This is a genomic window from Streptomyces sp. G-G2, assembly GCF_030063135.1.
Lineage (GTDB): Bacteria > Actinomycetota > Actinomycetes > Streptomycetales > Streptomycetaceae > Streptomyces.
Genome location: NZ_JASISO010000037.1, coordinates 24809 through 40468, shown reverse-complemented (window position 1 = coordinate 40468; position 15660 = coordinate 24809). Strand labels below are relative to the sequence as shown.

Below are 15660 nucleotides of genomic sequence, written 5' to 3'. Positions count from 1 at the left end.
CCCCGGGCTCCGCCCCGGGCCTTGCCCAGAGCCCCGGGCCCGCGCCCCGGGCATCGAGCGTCGGCGGGGTGGTCCACGGGGGTGGGTGTCCGGTGGCGGTGGGTGTGCCTCCGGCGGTGGGTGGGGCCTCCGGCGGGGGGGGGGGGGGGGGGGGGGGGGGGGGGGGGGGGGGGGGGGGTGGATCAGCGGGCGTGGGGTCGCGGGGGCTGAGGTGGCCGGGGTGGATCAGCGGGCGTGGGGTCGCGGGGGCTGAGGTGGCGGGCGCGGATCGGCGGGGGGATCGGCTGGATCGGTGGGGTGGGCGCCTCCGGTGGGGGCGGTCGGGGTTAGGCCTCGGAGCGGGCTACGGATCTCAGGAGGGCGAAGTCCGCGATCTCGTAGTACCGGTTCGACCGGGTACCGGGCGGGAGGGCGGTCAGGACTCCCTCGGCGCGCAGGGAGGCCAGCGCCTTCTCGACCGTGGTCCGGCCGAGCCCGAGGGCGTCGGCCAGGTCGGCCTGACTGGGGCCGGAAACGGTCAGGGCCCCCTCCGGGACCTTGTGGATACCGGACCTGGTCCACCTGATGCGGCCGGCCCCGTGCGGGTTCGTACGGGACTCGGCCAGGTACTCCAGCAGCCGGGCCACCCCGGTGACGGGGTCCGACTTGGACGCCGCGTACACCGACTCGACGGTCATGGCACGGTCGTTGGCCAGCTGCGCGAGCAGGAGCGCGAGCGAGGTCTCCTGCTCGATCAGCAGGGCGAGGGTCCGGGACGTGAGGCCCACGGTGGCGCACGTCGTCATGAAGGTGAGGTGCGGCCCGGGTGGCACGGAGTCACGGCCCCGGGCCGCCTTCCCCTGCCCGTCACATGGCCGAGGTCGCCGAGGACCGCTCCCCGAGTCCACAGCCGTGTCGTTCCGTGCGGCGTCGTTTCCTTGGCGACTCCGTGGACGATGATGTGGATCCACTCCCGGCCGTACGCGGCTACCCGGCCGCGCTCACCTCCCCCCACCCGGGCGGCGGAGGTGAGCATCCCCACCCCGGAGGGCGAAAGGCCCAGGGACGTGAGGTAGGCGGCAGTTGCACCGTGCGCCCAACCGGCCCAACCGGCCCAACCGGCCCTGCCGGCCCTGCCGGTGAGGTCGGCAAGGCCGGTGACATCTGTGATCTCGACGACCTCGGTCACCGGACCCCGTCCCCCTGACGGGAACCAGCCGGGGGGAGTCCGGGGCCGGGGGCTTCGGGACGGACCGGAGCGATGACCGGGGTGGGCGGCTGCGGCGGTACCTCGACGAGGGTCTTGACGACCGGGGCGAGGGCGCCCATGAGAGCGGCGAGGGCGCCGATGACGACCGCGACTTCGGAATGGTCTCTTACGCTCGGCCCATGGAGCACGGACCCTGGCGAGGGGCCGAACCCGGCGCTGGCGAGCAGCGTACGCCAGGGGGATGTTCGGCTCCCAATGAAGCTCCGCCCGGAGGGAATTGCTCCACAGGGCCACTTCGAAGCCGCGCGGAAAAGGAGCGGCGGCCCCGCCCCCGAGGGGGTGGGGCCGCCGTCGCGCATGCTTGGTGAGCGAGGGCTCCTCCGGGGGAGCCGCCCCCGGAGAAGACCACGAAACGCTGGGCGAGACCATTTCCGAAGCCGTGCCAGCTGGAGACAGAGCACACCGCGAGGAGAGAGCGGAATCCCCTCAGGGAGGGGAAGTGCCCCGCGGGGACGCTGAAACCCCTACCAGGAGGGATTGTGCTGCGCACCGATCCGGCTGGTCCCCTCTCTTGGGGGTTCTGGACATCCTGGGGGCGGCGGGCCGGGGCGGGGCGCGGTGCGGGTGCGGGTGCGGGTGCGGGTGCGGGTGGTGGAGCGGATCCAGGAGACCCCGGACGCGGTCTCCCTGGTCCTGGACGCGCAACTCCCGTACCGCCTCGGTCAGTTCCTCACCCTCCAGGTGCCCGGGGGTGGCGCGCGCTGCTACTCCCTGGCCGGGTCCCCGCACACCGGGGACCCGCTGCGGATCACGGTCAAGAAGGTGCCCGGCGGGACCGGCTCGGGGTGGGTCTGCGAGCGGCTCGCGCCCGGGGACGAGATCCTCGTACTCCCGCCCGCGGGCACCTTCACCCCGGCCGACCTGGACCGGGAGCTGCTGCTGGTCGCGGGCGGCAGCGGGATCACCCCGCTGCTGTCCATCGCCAAGTCCGCGCTGGCGGTGGGCCGGGGGCGGATCACCCTGCTGTACGCGAACCGGGGCCCGGACGCGGTGATCCACGCCGGGGAGCTGCGGGCGCTGGCCGAGGCACACCCCGGCCGGTTCACGGTGGTCCACTGGCTGGAGAGCCTCCAGGGGCTCCCGACGGCGGACCGGCTGGGGCCGCTGGTGGCCCCGTACCCGGCGGCCGAGGCCTACCTGTGCGGGCCCGCGCCGCTGATGGACGCGGCGGAGACGGCCCTGCGCGCGCGGGGCGGGGCGCTGGGGCGCGGGATCCACCGGGAGCGGTACTTCTCGCTCTCGGGGGACGTGTTCGCGCCGCCCCCCGACGCCACGGGGGCGGGCGCGGGGTGCGTCACGGCCGAGGTGGAGCTCGACGGGTTCACCCACACCGTGGCCTGGGCCGCGGACGCCCCGCTGCTGGACGCGCTGCTCGGGGCGGGCGTGCGGGCGCCGTACTCCTGCCGCGAAGGTGCTTGCAGCGCCTGCTGCTGCCGGGTGGTGGACGGCGAGGTGACGATGGTCCGCAACGAGATCCTGGACGCGGACGACCTGGCCGCGGGCTACGTACTCGCCTGCCAGGCGCTGCCGCTGGGCCCGCCCGGGACCCGGATCCGGATCAGCTACGCGGGATGAGCGCCGCGGCCGCTGAACCGGCGGCCCGGACGCGGGACGGGACCGGACGCGGGACGGGACCGGACCCGGCCCCCTGGCGGGGGGTCGGCTCCGGTCCCGTCCCTTGCGATGGGGTATTACTACCCACTACATCCACTCGCTGAACCGCAGCCATCCCATCATGTTGTCCATCGCCCGCTCGGGGACCTCCGGGCGCGGACGCGGGGGCGGCGCCGAGCGGCCCGCGCGCCCGGGACCGTACAACTCACGCCACACCGAGCGCGCGCACGCCAGCACCAGCGGAGCCAGCCGGTCCGGCTCGCGGTCCCCCCGGCGCGCGCCCGCCGGGGACGGCCCGGACACCGACACCGACACCGCCGCGATCGCCCGTCCCGCGCCCCGCAGCGGCGCGGCCACGCACGAGATCCCCCGGAAGTTCTCCTCCCGGTCGTGCGCCACCCCGCGCTCGCGGACCGCCGCCAGCTCCGAGCGCAGCGCGAGCGGCCGCACCAGGGTCCGCGCGGTCCGCGGCCGCAGCCCCAGGGCCAGTACGTGCTCCAGCGCGCCCGGATCGCCGAAGGCGAGGAGCGCCTTGCCGCTGGCCGTGCAGTACGCGGGCATCCGGCCGCCGACCCGGGAGGGCACCGCCCCGGACTCGGAGCCGCCGATCCGCTCCAGGCACACCACGTCGGCGCCGTCGAGCACCGACAGGTGCACCACCTGCCCGGTCCGTTCGTGCAGCTCGTGCAGCAGCGCCACGGCGGCCCGGCGCAGCCGGTTGTGGTGCGAGGCGAGCGCGCCCAGCTCCAGCATCCGCATGCCCATGCGGTAGTCCCGGCCCTCCCGGTCCAGCCAGCGCAGCCCCACCAGCTGGTCGAGGATGCGGTGCGCGGAGGAGCGCGGGATGCCGGAGCGGCGCACCACCTCGGTGAGCGAGAGCCGTGGCTCGGCACCCTCGAAGGCGCCCAGGACGGACGCCGCCTTCTCCAGCAGCGACAGCGGTGCGGGCTCGGTCTCCCTGACCTGGTCAAGCACGAGGAACCCCCTGCGTGAGGCGTTGGGGCGACCCTGCCACGGGCCTCCGGACGGGGGGAAGGACCCGGAAGCAGGTATTTCATTCAGTAATACTTCGACTCGTCGTATCCGGGCTTCCCGCTCAGTGGGAAGAGCCCGTTCCGCGCCCGTGGCCCCGGGCGTACGTTCCTCGCCAACGAGCCCGATCCGCACCGGATCCCGTCAGCACCCGATCCGCACCGGATCCCGTCAGAGAAGGGGACACCATGAGCGACGAAGAGGTCCTCGCAGCGGTCCGCGACCTCGGCCCCCGCGCTCCGCGAGCGCGCCGCCGAGGCCGAGACCCTGCGGAAGGTCCCCGAAGCGAGCATCAAGGAACTCGAAGCCACCGGCTTCTTCCGGCTCCTCCAGCCCCGCGCCTACGGCGGCCTCGCCGCGAACCCCGCCGTCTTCTACGCCGCCGTCAAGGAGATAGCCAAGGCCTGCGGCTCCACCGGCTGGGTCTCCTCCGTCGTCGGCGTCCACCCCTGGCACGTCGCCCTCTACGACCCCCGCGCCCAGGAAGAGGTCTGGGGTCAGGACCGCACCGCCCGGATCTGCTCCTCGTACGCCCCCACCAGCACGGTCGTCCCCACCGACGGCGGGTTCACCGTCAGCGGCCGCTGGCACTTCTCCTCCGGCTGCGACCACGCCGACTGGGCCCTGCTCGGCGGCCTCGTCACCGACGCCGACGGCAGGCCCGTGGACATGCGGACCTTCCTGATCCCCCGCTCCCGGTACCGGATCGACGAGGTCTGGGACACCGTCGGCCTGCGCGGATCCGGCTCCAACGACATCGTCGCCGAGAACGTCCTCGTCCCCGAGCACCGCGCGCTCAGCTTCGGCCCGGTCACCGCCCTCCAGGTCCCCGGCCAGCCCTTCCCCAAGCGGTGGCTGGAGAGCGGCTTCGTGAAGAAGGCCGCCACGGTGGAGGAGCTGGCCCGGCTGATCTCCGCGCCCGCCCTGCCCGCCGCGATCGGCCGCTTCAACGGCTTCGCCCGGGCGGGCGTGGACGAGGACTTCGGACGCGGCGAGAGCGTCTACGACCGCTACTACGGCGACCCGACCCTGGCGAACCCGAACCTCGCGCCGATCGAGAAGGGCCCCTTCTACGCCGTCCCGGTGCATCCCGGGGACATCGGCACCAAGGGCGGCCTGGTCACGGACGGGGACGGCCGGGTACTGCGCGAGGACGGCGCGCCCGTCACGGGGCTCTACGCCGCCGGGAACTGCTCGGCGGCGGTGATGGGGGAGACCTACCCGGGGCCGGGAGCGACCATCGGGCCCGCCATGGCCTTCGCCTGGGCGGCGGTCAACGCCATTGCCGCGCAGGTGAGGTGAGGGCGGCCCCGGAGCAGGGTGTTCCGCCCGTCGCGGCCGGGCACACCGGGCGCATGAGTACGAACACCATCATCCTGCTGGGTGTGCTGGCCTCGTTCGTCGCCTTCTTCGTGTTCGACTGGCTGGTGTACGGGGGTGCGGGCGGCGGCTCGCGCCGGGGAGCGGGGTACGGCGACGACGGCGACGGCGACGGCTGCGGGGGAGCCGATGACGGCGACGGCTGCGGCTGCTCGGAGGCGTGAGGCCCGGAGCGGGGTGTTCCGGAGCGGCCCTTCCGGAGCGGGGTGTTCCGGGGCGCGGCTCAGGTGTCGCAGTCCAGCACGCTGCGGCACAGCCCGCAGCGGGCCCGGAGCGGTCCGCGTACCGGGACGCGCAGCCGCTGCCCGCACACCGGGCAGAGGAAACTCACCCGCGCCGCGCCGCCGGGGCCGCCCTCGAAGCGGTACGCCGCCCCGTTCCCGCCTCCGCTCTCGGGCCCGGACCCGGCCCCGGCGCGCCGGTCCTTCGCGTAGCGCCGTCGCTCCAGCGGGCCCGCGCCGGAGAGGGGGGCCCGGCGCCAGTCCCGGCGGGCCCGCTCGCTCCCGCGCACGTAGGCCTCGTACGCCTGGGGGCTGGTGAACCAGGTGGAGAGGTCCTCGCCGAGCAGCGCCCCGCGCTTGGCGAGGACGTACCCGAACTCCTCCGGGGTCAGGTAGCCGAGCTTCTGGTGGGTGAGCGCGTCCTCGCGGTAGGCGTCCAGCAGCAGCCAGCCCGCCCCGAGGTAGGCGGCGGCGGTGTCGGTGAGGATCTCGTTCTCGGCGGTCGTGGGGAAGCCGAGGTCCAGCCGGTGCAGCAGGACATGGGTGACCTCGTGCGCCAGGGCGGCGGCCAGATCGCGGCGGTGGGTGCGGAAGCGGTCGCTCACCTCGATGAAGTACTCGGGCCCGGCGGCCAGTTCGACGCTGGCCGCGTGTTCCATCGGTCGGAAGTTGATGATCATCCGGGCGTCCGGGAGCCGTAGCTGGTGGACCATCGCCGAGGCCACCCGCTGGGCGCCGAGGTGCAGGTCGTCCCCGTCGGGGAAGGCCGCGTCGGCGGGGGCGAAGCTCTGGGCGAAGGCGCGGACGCCCTCGCCCGGCAGGCGGCGGTGCAGCGCGGTGAGCGCGGCGCGGACCGTGGCCAGGTGCGGGAAGCCGTGCTCGACGCGGCTGCCCCGGCCGCCGTGGTGTGTCATGCGTCATCCCTCCGGGTGCGCGTTCGGGTCCGGGCCCGCGCGGGCGTCCGCGTGACCTTGGCCGGATCGGCCTCCTTGTGCCCGCGCGCCCACAGATGTGACATGGACGTGTCATTTCTGGATCCGTCACGTCCGTCGTCCCCGCGACGGCGTGCGCGACGCACCCACGCACCGCCCCACCCCCCACGAAAGGCAGTGTGCCGACTGTGTTGCACCGAATGAACACCTCCCGCCTGATCCGCCGTTCCCTCGCCGCCGCCGCGGTCACCCTCGCGGCCGTCAGCCTCCAGCCCGGCTCCGCCAGCGCCTCCCCGTCCCCCGTCGTCGGCGGAACCCGCGCCACCCAGGGCGAGTTCCCCTTCATGGTCCGCCTCTCCATGGGCTGCGGCGGCGCCCTCTACACCCAGCAGATCGTGCTCACCGCCGCCCACTGCGTGGACGGGTCCGGCAACAACACCTCCATCACCGCGACCGGCGGAGTCGTCGACCTCAACAGCGCCAGCGCCGTCAAGGTCAAGTCCACCAAGGTCCTCCAGGCCCCCGGCTATAACGGCAAGGGCAAGGACTGGGCCCTGATCAAGCTCGCCAAGCCCATCAACCAGCCCACCCTCAAGATCGCCGACACCACCCAGTTCAACAACGGCACCTTCACCGTCGCGGGCTGGGGCGCCACCCGTGAGGGCGGCGGCCAGCAGCGCTACCTGATGAAGGCCACCGTCCCCTTCGTCTCCGACGCCGCCTGCCAAACCGCGTACGGCAGCGACCTCACCCCCGGCGACGAGATATGCGCGGGCTTCGACCAGGGAGGCGTCGACACCTGCCAGGGCGACTCCGGCGGCCCCATGTTCCGCCGCGACGACGCCGGAGCCTGGATCCAGGTCGGCATCGTGAGCTGGGGCCAGGGCTGCGCCGAGCCCGGCTACCCCGGCGTCTACAGCGAGGTGTCCACCTTCGCCAACGCCATCCGCACCGCCGCCGCGGGACTGTGACCGCCCCGTAGCACCCCGCTCCTCGTCCTTCCGGCCCCGCGGGACGCGGCCGGAAGGACGAGGCCCCCGGCCGCCCGCGCCCGTAGGGTCGAAGGCGGTACCGCAGGCCCGGCACAGCACCGCCCCGGCACCACGTACTCCTCCCGGGGGTCCGCCGCGCGGTTGCGGTCCGCCACGCGCCCCGGTCCCATGGGAGGAGTCCATCGGCGACGGGCGACAGTGGGGCAGGCAGCGCATGGCGATCAGCGTGGTCATCGCGGACGACCAGGACATGGTCAGGGCCGGATTCCGGATGATCCTGGAGAGCCAGCCCGACATCGAGGTCCTCGCCGACGTCGTCGACGGCGAGGCCGCCCTCCTGGCCGTGGAAGAGCACCGGCCCGACGTCCTGCTCCTCGACATCCGCATGCCCCGCCTCGACGGCCTCGAAGTCACCCGGCGGCTCTCCGGCCGCGAGACACCCCACATCGTCATCGTGACCACCTTCGACCTCGACGAGTACGTCCACGCGGCGCTCCACGGCGGAGCGTCGGGCTTCCTCCTCAAGGACGCGAGTCCAGCCATGCTGGTTGAAGCGGTCCGCGCGGCGGCCGTAGGGGACTCCCTCGTCTCACCCGCCATCACCGTGCGCCTGCTGCGCGAGATGGCCACCCGCGCCCCGGCCGCCGCGGCGGCCCGCCGCCCCGCCGAACCGCTCACGGAGCGCGAGGTGGACGTCGTACGCTGCCTCGCGCGCGGGATGACGAACGCCGAGATCGCCGCCCAGCTGTACGTCTCCCTCTCCACCGTCAAGACGCACCTGGCCAACGTCCAGACCAAGCTCGGCGCCCGCAACCGGGTGGAGATCGCCGCCTGGGCCTGGGAGAGCGGCCTGGCCGCGAGCACGAAGTGAGCGCCCCGCCGCCGACCGCCCCCGGCCCCCGGCCGGCCGCCGGGGGCGGCGGATGAGTCCGCTCGCCAGCTGGTCGCGGCGCCATCCCCGGGCCACCGGCCGGATCCGGGTCGCCCTCACCTTCCTCCTGCTCGGGCTCGTCAGCTTCGAAGGCGTGGTCCTGGCCCGGCAGCCCACGCTCCCGCACGCCGTCGTCTGGGTCTCCGGCATCCTCGTCTGCCTCAGCGCCGCGCCCTGGCCCCGCCTCGGCCTGATCACCCGCGCCTGGTTCGCCGCCGCCGTCACCTGGAGCGCGACCAGCCTGCTGATCTTCGTCAACCACCCCGTCGTCGTCTGGGGCGGCGGCGAGGCCATCGCGCTCCTCGTGCTGCTCAGCGGCGTACTCCTGCGCGCCCCCGCCCGGACCGCCGCCGTCCTCGGGCCCGTCCTCGGCCTCGGCTGCATGGCCGTACCCGTCCGCGACTCCGACCCCGGCCGCTTCACCCTCCTCTTCTCCGTCCTCGCCGTCGTCGTCACCGCCTACTCGCTCCTGCTGCGCCTCCAGGACGTCCAGCGCCGCCGCGAACTGCGCGCCGTCCGCACCGCCGAACGCCTGGAACTGGCCCGCGAACTCCACGACCTCGTCGCCCACCACGTCACCGGCATCGTCGTCGAGGCCCGCGCCGCCCACTTCACCGGCGTCAGCGCCGACCGCGCCGCCGAGATCTTCGGCCGCATCGAAACCGCGGGCGACGAGGCCCTCGGCTCCATGCGCCGGCTCGTCCGCGTGCTCCGCGAGGACGACTCCGGCCCCGGCACCGCCCCCGTCGCCGGGATCGAGGACATCCGCGGCCTCACCGCCCGCTTCTCCGTGACCGGCCCGCCCGTCGTCCTCTACGTCGAAGAGGGCCTCGCCGACGTCCTCCCCGGCGACGTCGCCGCCACCGCCCACCGCATCGTCCTCGAAGCCCTCACCAACATCGGCAAGCACGCGGCCACCGCCACCGCCGTCCGCATCGGCCTGCGCACCGTCCCCACCGGCCTGGAAGTCCGAGTCGCCGACGACGGAGGCCACCCCGCCCGGCTCTCCGAGCAGGCCCGCGGCGGCGGTTACGGCCTCGCCGGAATGACCGAACGCACCGAGGCCATGGGCGGCACCCTCAGCGCGGGCCCCGCCCCCGAGGGCGGCTGGCTCGTCACCGCGATCCTGCCCTTCACCAGCCGTCTCACTGTCCGACCGGCCGATGAACCGGCCCCGCCCGCCACGTAAACTCGCCGACCATGACGAACAGCGACATCGACGAGACCGTCCGCGCCGAACTGTCCCGGCTGAGGGACAGCATCGACAACATCGACGCGGCCGTGGTCCACATGCTCGCCGAACGCTTCAAGTGCACCCAGCAGGTCGGCTTCCTCAAGGCCAAGCACCAGCTGCCCCCGGCCGACCCGACCCGCGAGGCCAGCCAGATCGCCCGGCTCCGCCAGCTCGCCGAGAACGCCAAGCTCGACCCCGCCTTCGCCGAGAAGCTCCTCACCTTCATCATCGCCGAGGTCATCCGCCACCACGAGACGATCGCCGCCGCCGAAGACGGCGAGGAGTAGGCCCCCCGGAGCCGGCCGGAGCCGCCGGGCGGAGCCGGGCTCCCGGAGCCCCGGCCCCCCGCGCGGAGCCGCCGGAGCTCCCGGGCCCCCCGCGCGGAGCCGGCCCAAGGACCCAGCAGCCGCCGCGAGCATCCGGGGGACCCTGTGGCCCGCGCCGCCGCTTTGGCAGCATGGGCCCATGCCCGCACTGACGCGCAACGAAGCGCAGACCCGAGCCGCACTCCTCGACGTCCACCACTACGCCGTCACCCTCGACCTCACCCAGGGCGACGACACCTTCGACTCCACCACCGTCATCCGCTTCGCGGCCCGCGCCGCCGGAGACACCTTCGTGGAACTGAAGCCGGACGCGCTGCGCTCCGCCCTGCTCGACGGCACCCCCCTCGACCCCGCCGCGCTCACCGACGGGCGGCTCCCCCTCACCGGCCTCACCGAAGGCCCCCACGAGCTGCGCGTCGAGGCCCGCATGCGGTACTCCCGCACCGGCGAGGGCCTGCACCGCTTCACCGACCCCGCCGACGGGGAGACGTACGTCTACACCCAGCTGTTCCTGGACGACGTACAGCGCGTCCTCGCCGCCTTCGACCAGCCCGACCTCAAGGCCGTCTTCGAATTCACCGTCACCGCCCCCGCCCACTGGACCGTCATCGCCAACGGCACCACCGAGCGCACCGGGCGGCGCGACACCGACGGCGCCGGGATCTGGAAGTCCGCGCCCACGCCCGTCATCTCCACCTACCTCGCCGCCATCGCCGCGGGCCCCTGGCACACCATCCGCACCGAACACGCCGGGCTGCCCTTCGCCCTGCACTGCCGCCGCTCCCTCGGCCCCCACATGGACGCCGACGCCGACGAGATCCTCGGCATCACCACCGACTGCTACGACCGCTACCACGAGAAGTTCACCGAGCCCTACCCCTTCGACTCCTACGACCAGGCCTTCGTCCCCGAGTTCAACGCGGGCGCCATGGAGAACCCCGGCCTCGTCACCTTCCGCGACGAATACATCTACCGCTCCGCCGTCACCGACACCGAACGCCAGTGGCGCGCCGTGGTCATCGCCCACGAAATGGCCCACATGTGGTTCGGCGACCTCGTCACCCTGCGCTGGTGGGACGACATCTGGCTGAACGAGTCCTTCGCCGAATACATGGGCTACCAGATCCTTACCGAAGCCACCCGCTTCACCGGCGCCTGGACCGACTTCGGCCTCGCCCGCAAAGCCTGGGGCTACGACGCCGACCAGCGGCCCTCCACCCACCCCGTCGCCCCCGACGCCGACGCCGTCCCCGACACCGCCTCCGCCCTCCTCAACTTCGACGGCATCTCCTACGCCAAGGGCGCCTCCGCCCTGCGCCAACTCGTCGCCTGGCTCGGCGAGAAGGACTTCCTCGCCGGGGTCAACACCCACATCGAACGCCACAAGTTCGCCAACGCCTCCCTCGCCGACTTCGTGGACTCCCTCGCCGCCCACACCGAACGCGACGTCCACACCTGGGCCGACACCTGGCTGCGCACCACAGGCATCGACACCCTCACCCCCCGCATCGAGGACGCCCCCGACGGCGCCCCCGAAGGCTGGACCCTCACCGTCGACCGCCGGGGCAGCCGCCCCCACCATATCACCGTCGGCGCCTACGACGACGTACCCGGCGAACCCGGCATCCTCGAACCCCGCGAACTCCTCGCACTCGACCTCCCCACCACCGAGGTCATCTCCGGCACCGGCCCCCGCCCCGCCCTCGTCCTCCTCAACGACGGCGACCTCACCTACGCCAAGGTCCGCCTCGACCCCGGCTCCTGGGACACCGCCCGGCGCGCCCTCGCCGGCCTGCCCGGCGCCCTCACCCGCAGCATCGTCTGGAACGCCGCCCGCGACATGGTCCGCGACGGCGAACTCCCGCCCGCCGCCTACCTCGAAGCCGCCGCCGAACACCTCCCCGCCGAAGGCGACCTCGCCATCGTCCAGAGCGTCCTCGGCTTCGCCCGCAACCACATCGCCGACCGCTACCTCCCCGCCGAGGAGCGCACCGCCGCCCTCACCACCCTCACCCACCTCACCCGCGCCCTCATCCGGCGCACCGAGGACGGCGGGGAACCCGGACTGCGCCTCGCCGCCGTCCGCACCTTCATCGACAGCGCCACCCAGCCCGACGCCATCGCCGCCTGGCTCACCGACGGCACCGTCGGCGGCGGACCCGAACTCGACCCCGAACTGCGCTGGCGCGTCCTCGCCCGCCTCGCCGTCCTCGGCGCCGTCGACGAGCAGACCATCGACGCCGCCCTCACCGCCGACCCCAGCGCCACCGGAGAGGAAGGCGCCGCCCGCTGCCGCGCCGCCCTCCCCGACGCCGACACCAAGCAGGCCGCCTGGGACCGCATGTTCCACGACGACACCCTGTCCAACTACCTGTTCTCGGCCACCGCCCAGGGCTTCTGGCAGCCCGAACAGACCGAACTCCTGCGCGCCTACGTCCCCCGCTTCTACCCCGACGCCACCGCGCTCACGGGCCGCCGCGGCCCCGCCATCGCCGCCGCCGCGGGCGCCCACGCCTTCCCCGTCCACGCCATCGACCAGGAAAACCTCCAGGCCGGACGGGCCTGCCTCGACGAAGGCGAACTCATCCCGGTGTTCCGGCGCAGGCTCACCGACCAGCTCGACGACCTCGCCCGCGCCCTGCGCGTGCGCAACGGCTGAAAACAACCCACCGGACAAACCCCGGCGGTTACCCCATTCGGGTCTGATCGTTGTGCTGGGCGGGGGCCCGGCGGGGCCGCGCCCCGCGCCCCGCCCAGCTTCCGTGAGGACCCGCGTGCAGAGCCGCCCGACAGCACCGTCCGCCGCCCCGCCCCCGCTGCCCCCCGCGCCCGCCCTCGCGGGCGGCAGCGGGGCCGCCGACGCGCTCCGGCCCCTCCTCGACACCGTCCTCGACGCCCTCACCACCGGGGCCGCCGCCCGTGGCGGCCCCCTCCCGGCGGGCGGCCCCGATGCCGTCGCCGCCCGGGTCCGCGCCGCACTGGGCGACGTACTGCCCCCGCACGGCCACGGCGACCACGAAGCCCTGCGCACCCTCGTCCACGCCCTCGCCGCGGGCGCCGCCGACCCCGCCGACCCGCTCTGCGCGGCCCACCTGCACTGCCCGCCGCTGGCCGTCGCGGCCGCCGCCGACCTCGCCGCCAGCGCCCTCAACGCCTCCCTCGACTCCTGGGACCAGGCCCCCGCCGCCTCCGAGATCGAAGCCCTCCTCACCCGGACCCTGGCCGCCGAGCTGTACGACACCCCGCACCCCGACGCCCTGGTCACCACCGGCGGCACCGAAGCCAACCAGCTCGCCCTGCTGCTGGCCCGCGAACGCGCCCGCGAACACCACGGCGGCCCCCTGGCGGTGTTCCACGGAGCCAACGCCCACCACTCCGTCCCCCGCTCGGCCTGGCTCCTCGGCCTCCCCCCGGCCACCGCCGTCCCCACCCCCACCGGCACCCTCCACCCCGCCGACCTCGACGCCGCCCTCACCCACGCCCGCCGCACCCACCCCGGGCCCCTCCTGGTCACCGCCACCGCCGGTACCACCGACGCCGGACTCATCGACCCCCTCGACGACCTCGCCGACCTCTGCGAACGGCACGGCGCCGACCTCCACATCGACGCCGCCTACGGCGGCCTCCTCGCCCTCAGCCCCCGCCACCGGCATCTCCTGCACGGCCTCGACCGCGCCCGCTCCCTCACCCTCGACCTGCACAAACTCGGCTGGCAGCCCGTCGCCGCAGGCCTCCTCGCCGTCCCCGACACGGCCCTGCTGGCCCCCCTCGCCCACCAGGCCGACTACCTCAACGCCACCGACGACACCGAAGCGGGACTCCCCGACCTCCTCGGCCGCTCCCTGCGCACCACCCGCCGCCCCGACGCCCTCAAGATCGCCGTCACCCTGCGCTCCCTCGGCCGCGACGGCCTCGCCCGGCTCATCGACCGCACCTGCGCCGCCGCCCAGCACCTCGCCGAACTCATCGACGCCCACCCCGGCTTCGAACTCCACGCACCCCCCGTCATCAGCACCGTCCTCTTCCGCCCCGTCCCCCCCGACGACACCCGGCTCGCCGGGTCCCGCCGCGCCCTCCTCCTCGACGGCCGCGCCGTCCTCGGCCGCGCCACCGCCGACGGCCGCCTCTGGCTCAAGGCCACCCTGCTCAACCCCCACACCACCACAGGGGACCTCGCCACCCTCCTGACCCTCCTGGAAGGCAGCACCCAGCGATGACCCCGATGTCCGCCCCACTCGAAGCACCCCACGACCTCGTCGGAATCGGCATCGGCCCCTTCAACCTCTCCCTCGCCGCCCTCGCCCACGGCCTCCAGCAGCACGAATACTCCGGAGGCGGCCTCTCCACCGCCTTCTACGACCAGCGCCGCGACTTCCAGTGGCACCCCGGCCTCCTCATCGACGGCGCCACCCTCCAGGTCCCCTTCCTGGCGGACCTCGTCACCCTCGCCGACCCCGCGAGCCCCTGGACGTTCCTGAACTACCTCAAGCACAAGGAACGCCTCTACCCCTTCTACTTCGCCGAGCGCTTCCACATCCAGCGCGCCGAGTACGACGCCTACTGCCGCTGGGTCGCCGGCCAGCTCCCCGGCCTCCACTTCGGCCACCAGGTCGACGCCGTCCGCTGGAACCCCGAACGTGAGCTCTTCGAGGTCGACTTCACCCAGCTCGACGCCGACGGCGAAGCCGAGGCCCTCGGCCGTACCTACACCCGCAACCTCGTCCTCGGCATCGGCACCGCCCCCTTCGTGCCCGAACCCCTGCGGCCCCTCGCCGAAGCCCCCACCGTCCCCGTCATCCACTCCGCCGAATACCTCGACAACCGGCAGCGGATCCTCGGCGCCGAACACGTCACCGTCATCGGCTCCGGCCAGTCCGGCGCCGAGGTCTTCCTCGACCTGCTGCGCGCCCGCCCCGCCGGACGCGAACGCCTCACCTGGCTGGCCCGCACCCCCTCCTTCGCCCCCATGGAGTACTCCAAGCTCGGCCTGGAACACTTCACCCCCGACTACACCCGCTACTTCCACGACCTCCCCGAGCCCGTGCGCGACAAGCTCATGCCCGCCCAGTGGCAGCTCCACAAGGGCATCGACGCCGACACCATCGCCGCCATCCACGAAGAGCTGTACCGGCGCACCCTCGACGGCGGCTGGCCCGACGCCGTCCTCACCCCCGGGGTCAGCGTCCGTACCGCCGGACGCGTCGCCACCACCAAGGTCGAACTCCACCTCGAACACATCCAGCAGGGCACCCGCTCCCGGCTCACCACCGACGCCGTCGTCCTCGCCACCGGCTACCGCGAACGCCCCCTCGGCCAGCTCCTCGCCGGACTCGACCCCTACATGCGCAAGGACTCCTCCGGCCGCCCCCGCATCGACGACCGCTACCGGATGAAGCTCGACCCCACCGTCACCGGCAGCATCTACGTCCAGAACGGCGAGCGGCACACCCACGGCGTCGGCGCCCCCGACCTCGGCCTCGCCGCCTGGCGCAGCGCCACCATCCTCAACACCCTCACCGGCAAGGACCCCTACCCGCAGCCCGCCCGCACCGCCTTCACCACCTTCGGGCTCGAACAGCGCGAGGCCGCCCGCCCCCGGGTCCCCGGGTCCCTGCTCCCGCTCGTCGAACACCCCTGAGACCCCGGCCGGCCGCCGCGCACGCGGGAGCCCCGGCCGCCGCGCACGCGGGAGCCCCGGCCGCCACGCACGCCGGAGCCCCGGCCCGCCGACGGGCGGCGGACCGGGGCT

14 protein-coding genes and 1 pseudogene are annotated in these 15660 nt (G+C 74.2%); 11 read left to right on the top strand and 4 right to left on the bottom strand.

Annotation, left to right across the window (positions count from 1 at the left end; translation table 11 throughout):
• Nucleotides 1-326 precede the first annotated feature (326 nt).
• On the bottom strand, nucleotides 327-785 hold the full coding sequence (locus QMF80_RS26530) for a helix-turn-helix domain-containing protein (protein ID WP_283457637.1): 459 nt from the start codon (nucleotides 783-785) through the stop codon (nucleotides 327-329).
• Nucleotides 786-1807: 1022 nt separating this feature from the next.
• Between QMF80_RS26530 and QMF80_RS26525 the strand changes: the two genes are divergently transcribed.
• On the top strand, nucleotides 1808-2824 hold the full coding sequence (locus QMF80_RS26525; RefSeq protein ID WP_283457635.1) for a ferredoxin--NADP reductase: 1017 nt from the start codon (nucleotides 1808-1810) through the stop codon (nucleotides 2822-2824).
• Nucleotides 2825-2950: 126 nt separating this feature from the next.
• On the opposite strand, the gene QMF80_RS26520 is transcribed toward QMF80_RS26525, so the two are convergent.
• On the bottom strand, nucleotides 2951-3838 hold the full coding sequence (locus QMF80_RS26520; RefSeq protein ID WP_283457632.1) for an IclR family transcriptional regulator: 888 nt from the start codon (nucleotides 3836-3838) through the stop codon (nucleotides 2951-2953).
• A 324-nt stretch (nucleotides 3839-4162) separates the two neighbouring features.
• On the opposite strand from QMF80_RS26520, the pseudogene QMF80_RS26515 reads away from it, so the two are divergent.
• A pseudogene (locus QMF80_RS26515) lies at nucleotides 4163-4270 on the top strand (hypothetical protein); the annotation flags it as partial.
• 122 nt (nucleotides 4271-4392) lie between these two features.
• Here QMF80_RS26515 and QMF80_RS26510 read toward each other — a convergent pair.
• On the bottom strand, nucleotides 4393-4566 hold the full coding sequence (locus QMF80_RS26510) for a hypothetical protein (RefSeq protein ID WP_283457631.1): 174 nt from the start codon (nucleotides 4564-4566) through the stop codon (nucleotides 4393-4395).
• On the opposite strand from QMF80_RS26510, the gene QMF80_RS26505 reads away from it, so the two are divergent.
• The gene (locus tag QMF80_RS26505; RefSeq protein ID WP_283457629.1) at nucleotides 4565-5197 is read left to right on the top strand and encodes an FAD-binding protein; all 633 of its coding nucleotides are present in this window, start codon (nucleotides 4565-4567) and stop codon (nucleotides 5195-5197) included. The genes QMF80_RS26510 and QMF80_RS26505 overlap by 2 nt on opposite strands.
• Nucleotides 5198-5250: 53 nt before the next feature.
• A complete protein-coding gene (locus QMF80_RS26500; RefSeq protein WP_283457628.1) occupies nucleotides 5251-5439 on the top strand; it encodes a hypothetical protein in 189 nt (62 codons plus the stop codon).
• A 59-nt stretch (nucleotides 5440-5498) separates the two neighbouring features.
• Here the strand turns inward: QMF80_RS26500 and QMF80_RS26495 are convergent, their stop codons facing one another.
• Nucleotides 5499-6410 (bottom strand): hypothetical protein, encoded by a 912-nt coding sequence (locus QMF80_RS26495; RefSeq protein ID WP_283457626.1) that lies wholly within the window; start codon nucleotides 6408-6410, stop codon nucleotides 5499-5501.
• A 218-nt stretch (nucleotides 6411-6628) separates the two neighbouring features.
• On the opposite strand from QMF80_RS26495, the gene QMF80_RS26490 reads away from it, so the two are divergent.
• From QMF80_RS26490 to QMF80_RS26460, 7 genes are all read left to right on the top strand, one after another.
• Nucleotides 6629-7399 (top strand): S1 family peptidase, encoded by a 771-nt coding sequence (locus tag QMF80_RS26490; protein ID WP_283457624.1) that lies wholly within the window; start codon nucleotides 6629-6631, stop codon nucleotides 7397-7399.
• Between the two features lie 235 nt (nucleotides 7400-7634).
• Nucleotides 7635-8291 (top strand): response regulator, encoded by a 657-nt coding sequence (locus QMF80_RS26485; protein WP_283457622.1) that lies wholly within the window; start codon nucleotides 7635-7637, stop codon nucleotides 8289-8291.
• A gap of 52 nt (nucleotides 8292-8343) precedes the next feature.
• The gene (locus QMF80_RS26480; RefSeq protein WP_283457620.1) at nucleotides 8344-9540 is read left to right on the top strand and encodes a sensor histidine kinase; all 1197 of its coding nucleotides are present in this window, start codon (nucleotides 8344-8346) and stop codon (nucleotides 9538-9540) included.
• 11 nt (nucleotides 9541-9551) lie between these two features.
• Nucleotides 9552-9872, top strand: a complete 321-nt coding sequence (locus QMF80_RS26475) for a chorismate mutase (protein ID WP_283457619.1) — start codon at nucleotides 9552-9554, stop codon at nucleotides 9870-9872.
• 178 nt (nucleotides 9873-10050) lie between these two features.
• Nucleotides 10051-12570: an aminopeptidase N gene (gene pepN / locus QMF80_RS26470; protein WP_283457617.1), complete on the top strand. Its 2520-nt coding sequence runs from the start codon at nucleotides 10051-10053 to the stop codon at nucleotides 12568-12570.
• 157 nt (nucleotides 12571-12727) lie between these two features.
• Nucleotides 12728-14128, top strand: coding sequence for a pyridoxal phosphate-dependent decarboxylase family protein (locus tag QMF80_RS26465; protein ID WP_283457685.1), 1401 nt, complete (start codon nucleotides 12728-12730; stop codon nucleotides 14126-14128).
• Nucleotides 14125-15549, top strand: coding sequence for a lysine N(6)-hydroxylase/L-ornithine N(5)-oxygenase family protein (locus tag QMF80_RS26460; protein WP_283457615.1), 1425 nt, complete (start codon nucleotides 14125-14127; stop codon nucleotides 15547-15549). Before QMF80_RS26465 ends, QMF80_RS26460 begins: the two co-directional genes overlap by 4 nt.
• The last annotated feature ends 111 nt before the right edge of the window (nucleotides 15550-15660 follow it).

Bases quoted from the DNA above. Each gene is read 5' to 3' on its own strand.
- QMF80_RS26510 (WP_283457631.1), bottom strand. From the start codon at position 4,566: ATGTCCACGGGCCTGCCGTCGGCGTCGGTGACGAGGCCGCCGAGCAGG.
- QMF80_RS26505 (WP_283457629.1), top strand. From the start codon at position 4,565: ATGCGGACCTTCCTGATCCCCCGCTCCCGGTACCGGATCGACGAGGTC.
- QMF80_RS26500 (WP_283457628.1), top strand. From the start codon at position 5,251: ATGAGTACGAACACCATCATCCTGCTGGGTGTGCTGGCCTCGTTCGTC.
- QMF80_RS26460 (WP_283457615.1), top strand. From the start codon at position 14,125: ATGACCCCGATGTCCGCCCCACTCGAAGCACCCCACGACCTCGTCGGA.
- QMF80_RS26480 (WP_283457620.1), top strand. From the start codon at position 8,344: ATGAGTCCGCTCGCCAGCTGGTCGCGGCGCCATCCCCGGGCCACCGGC.
- QMF80_RS26495 (WP_283457626.1), bottom strand. From the start codon at position 6,410: ATGACACACCACGGCGGCCGGGGCAGCCGCGTCGAGCACGGCTTCCCG.
- QMF80_RS26530 (WP_283457637.1), bottom strand. From the start codon at position 785: ATGACGACGTGCGCCACCGTGGGCCTCACGTCCCGGACCCTCGCCCTG.
- QMF80_RS26490 (WP_283457624.1), top strand. From the start codon at position 6,629: ATGAACACCTCCCGCCTGATCCGCCGTTCCCTCGCCGCCGCCGCGGTC.
- QMF80_RS26475 (WP_283457619.1), top strand. From the start codon at position 9,552: ATGACGAACAGCGACATCGACGAGACCGTCCGCGCCGAACTGTCCCGG.
- QMF80_RS26485 (WP_283457622.1), top strand. From the start codon at position 7,635: ATGGCGATCAGCGTGGTCATCGCGGACGACCAGGACATGGTCAGGGCC.
- pepN (WP_283457617.1), top strand. From the start codon at position 10,051: ATGCCCGCACTGACGCGCAACGAAGCGCAGACCCGAGCCGCACTCCTC.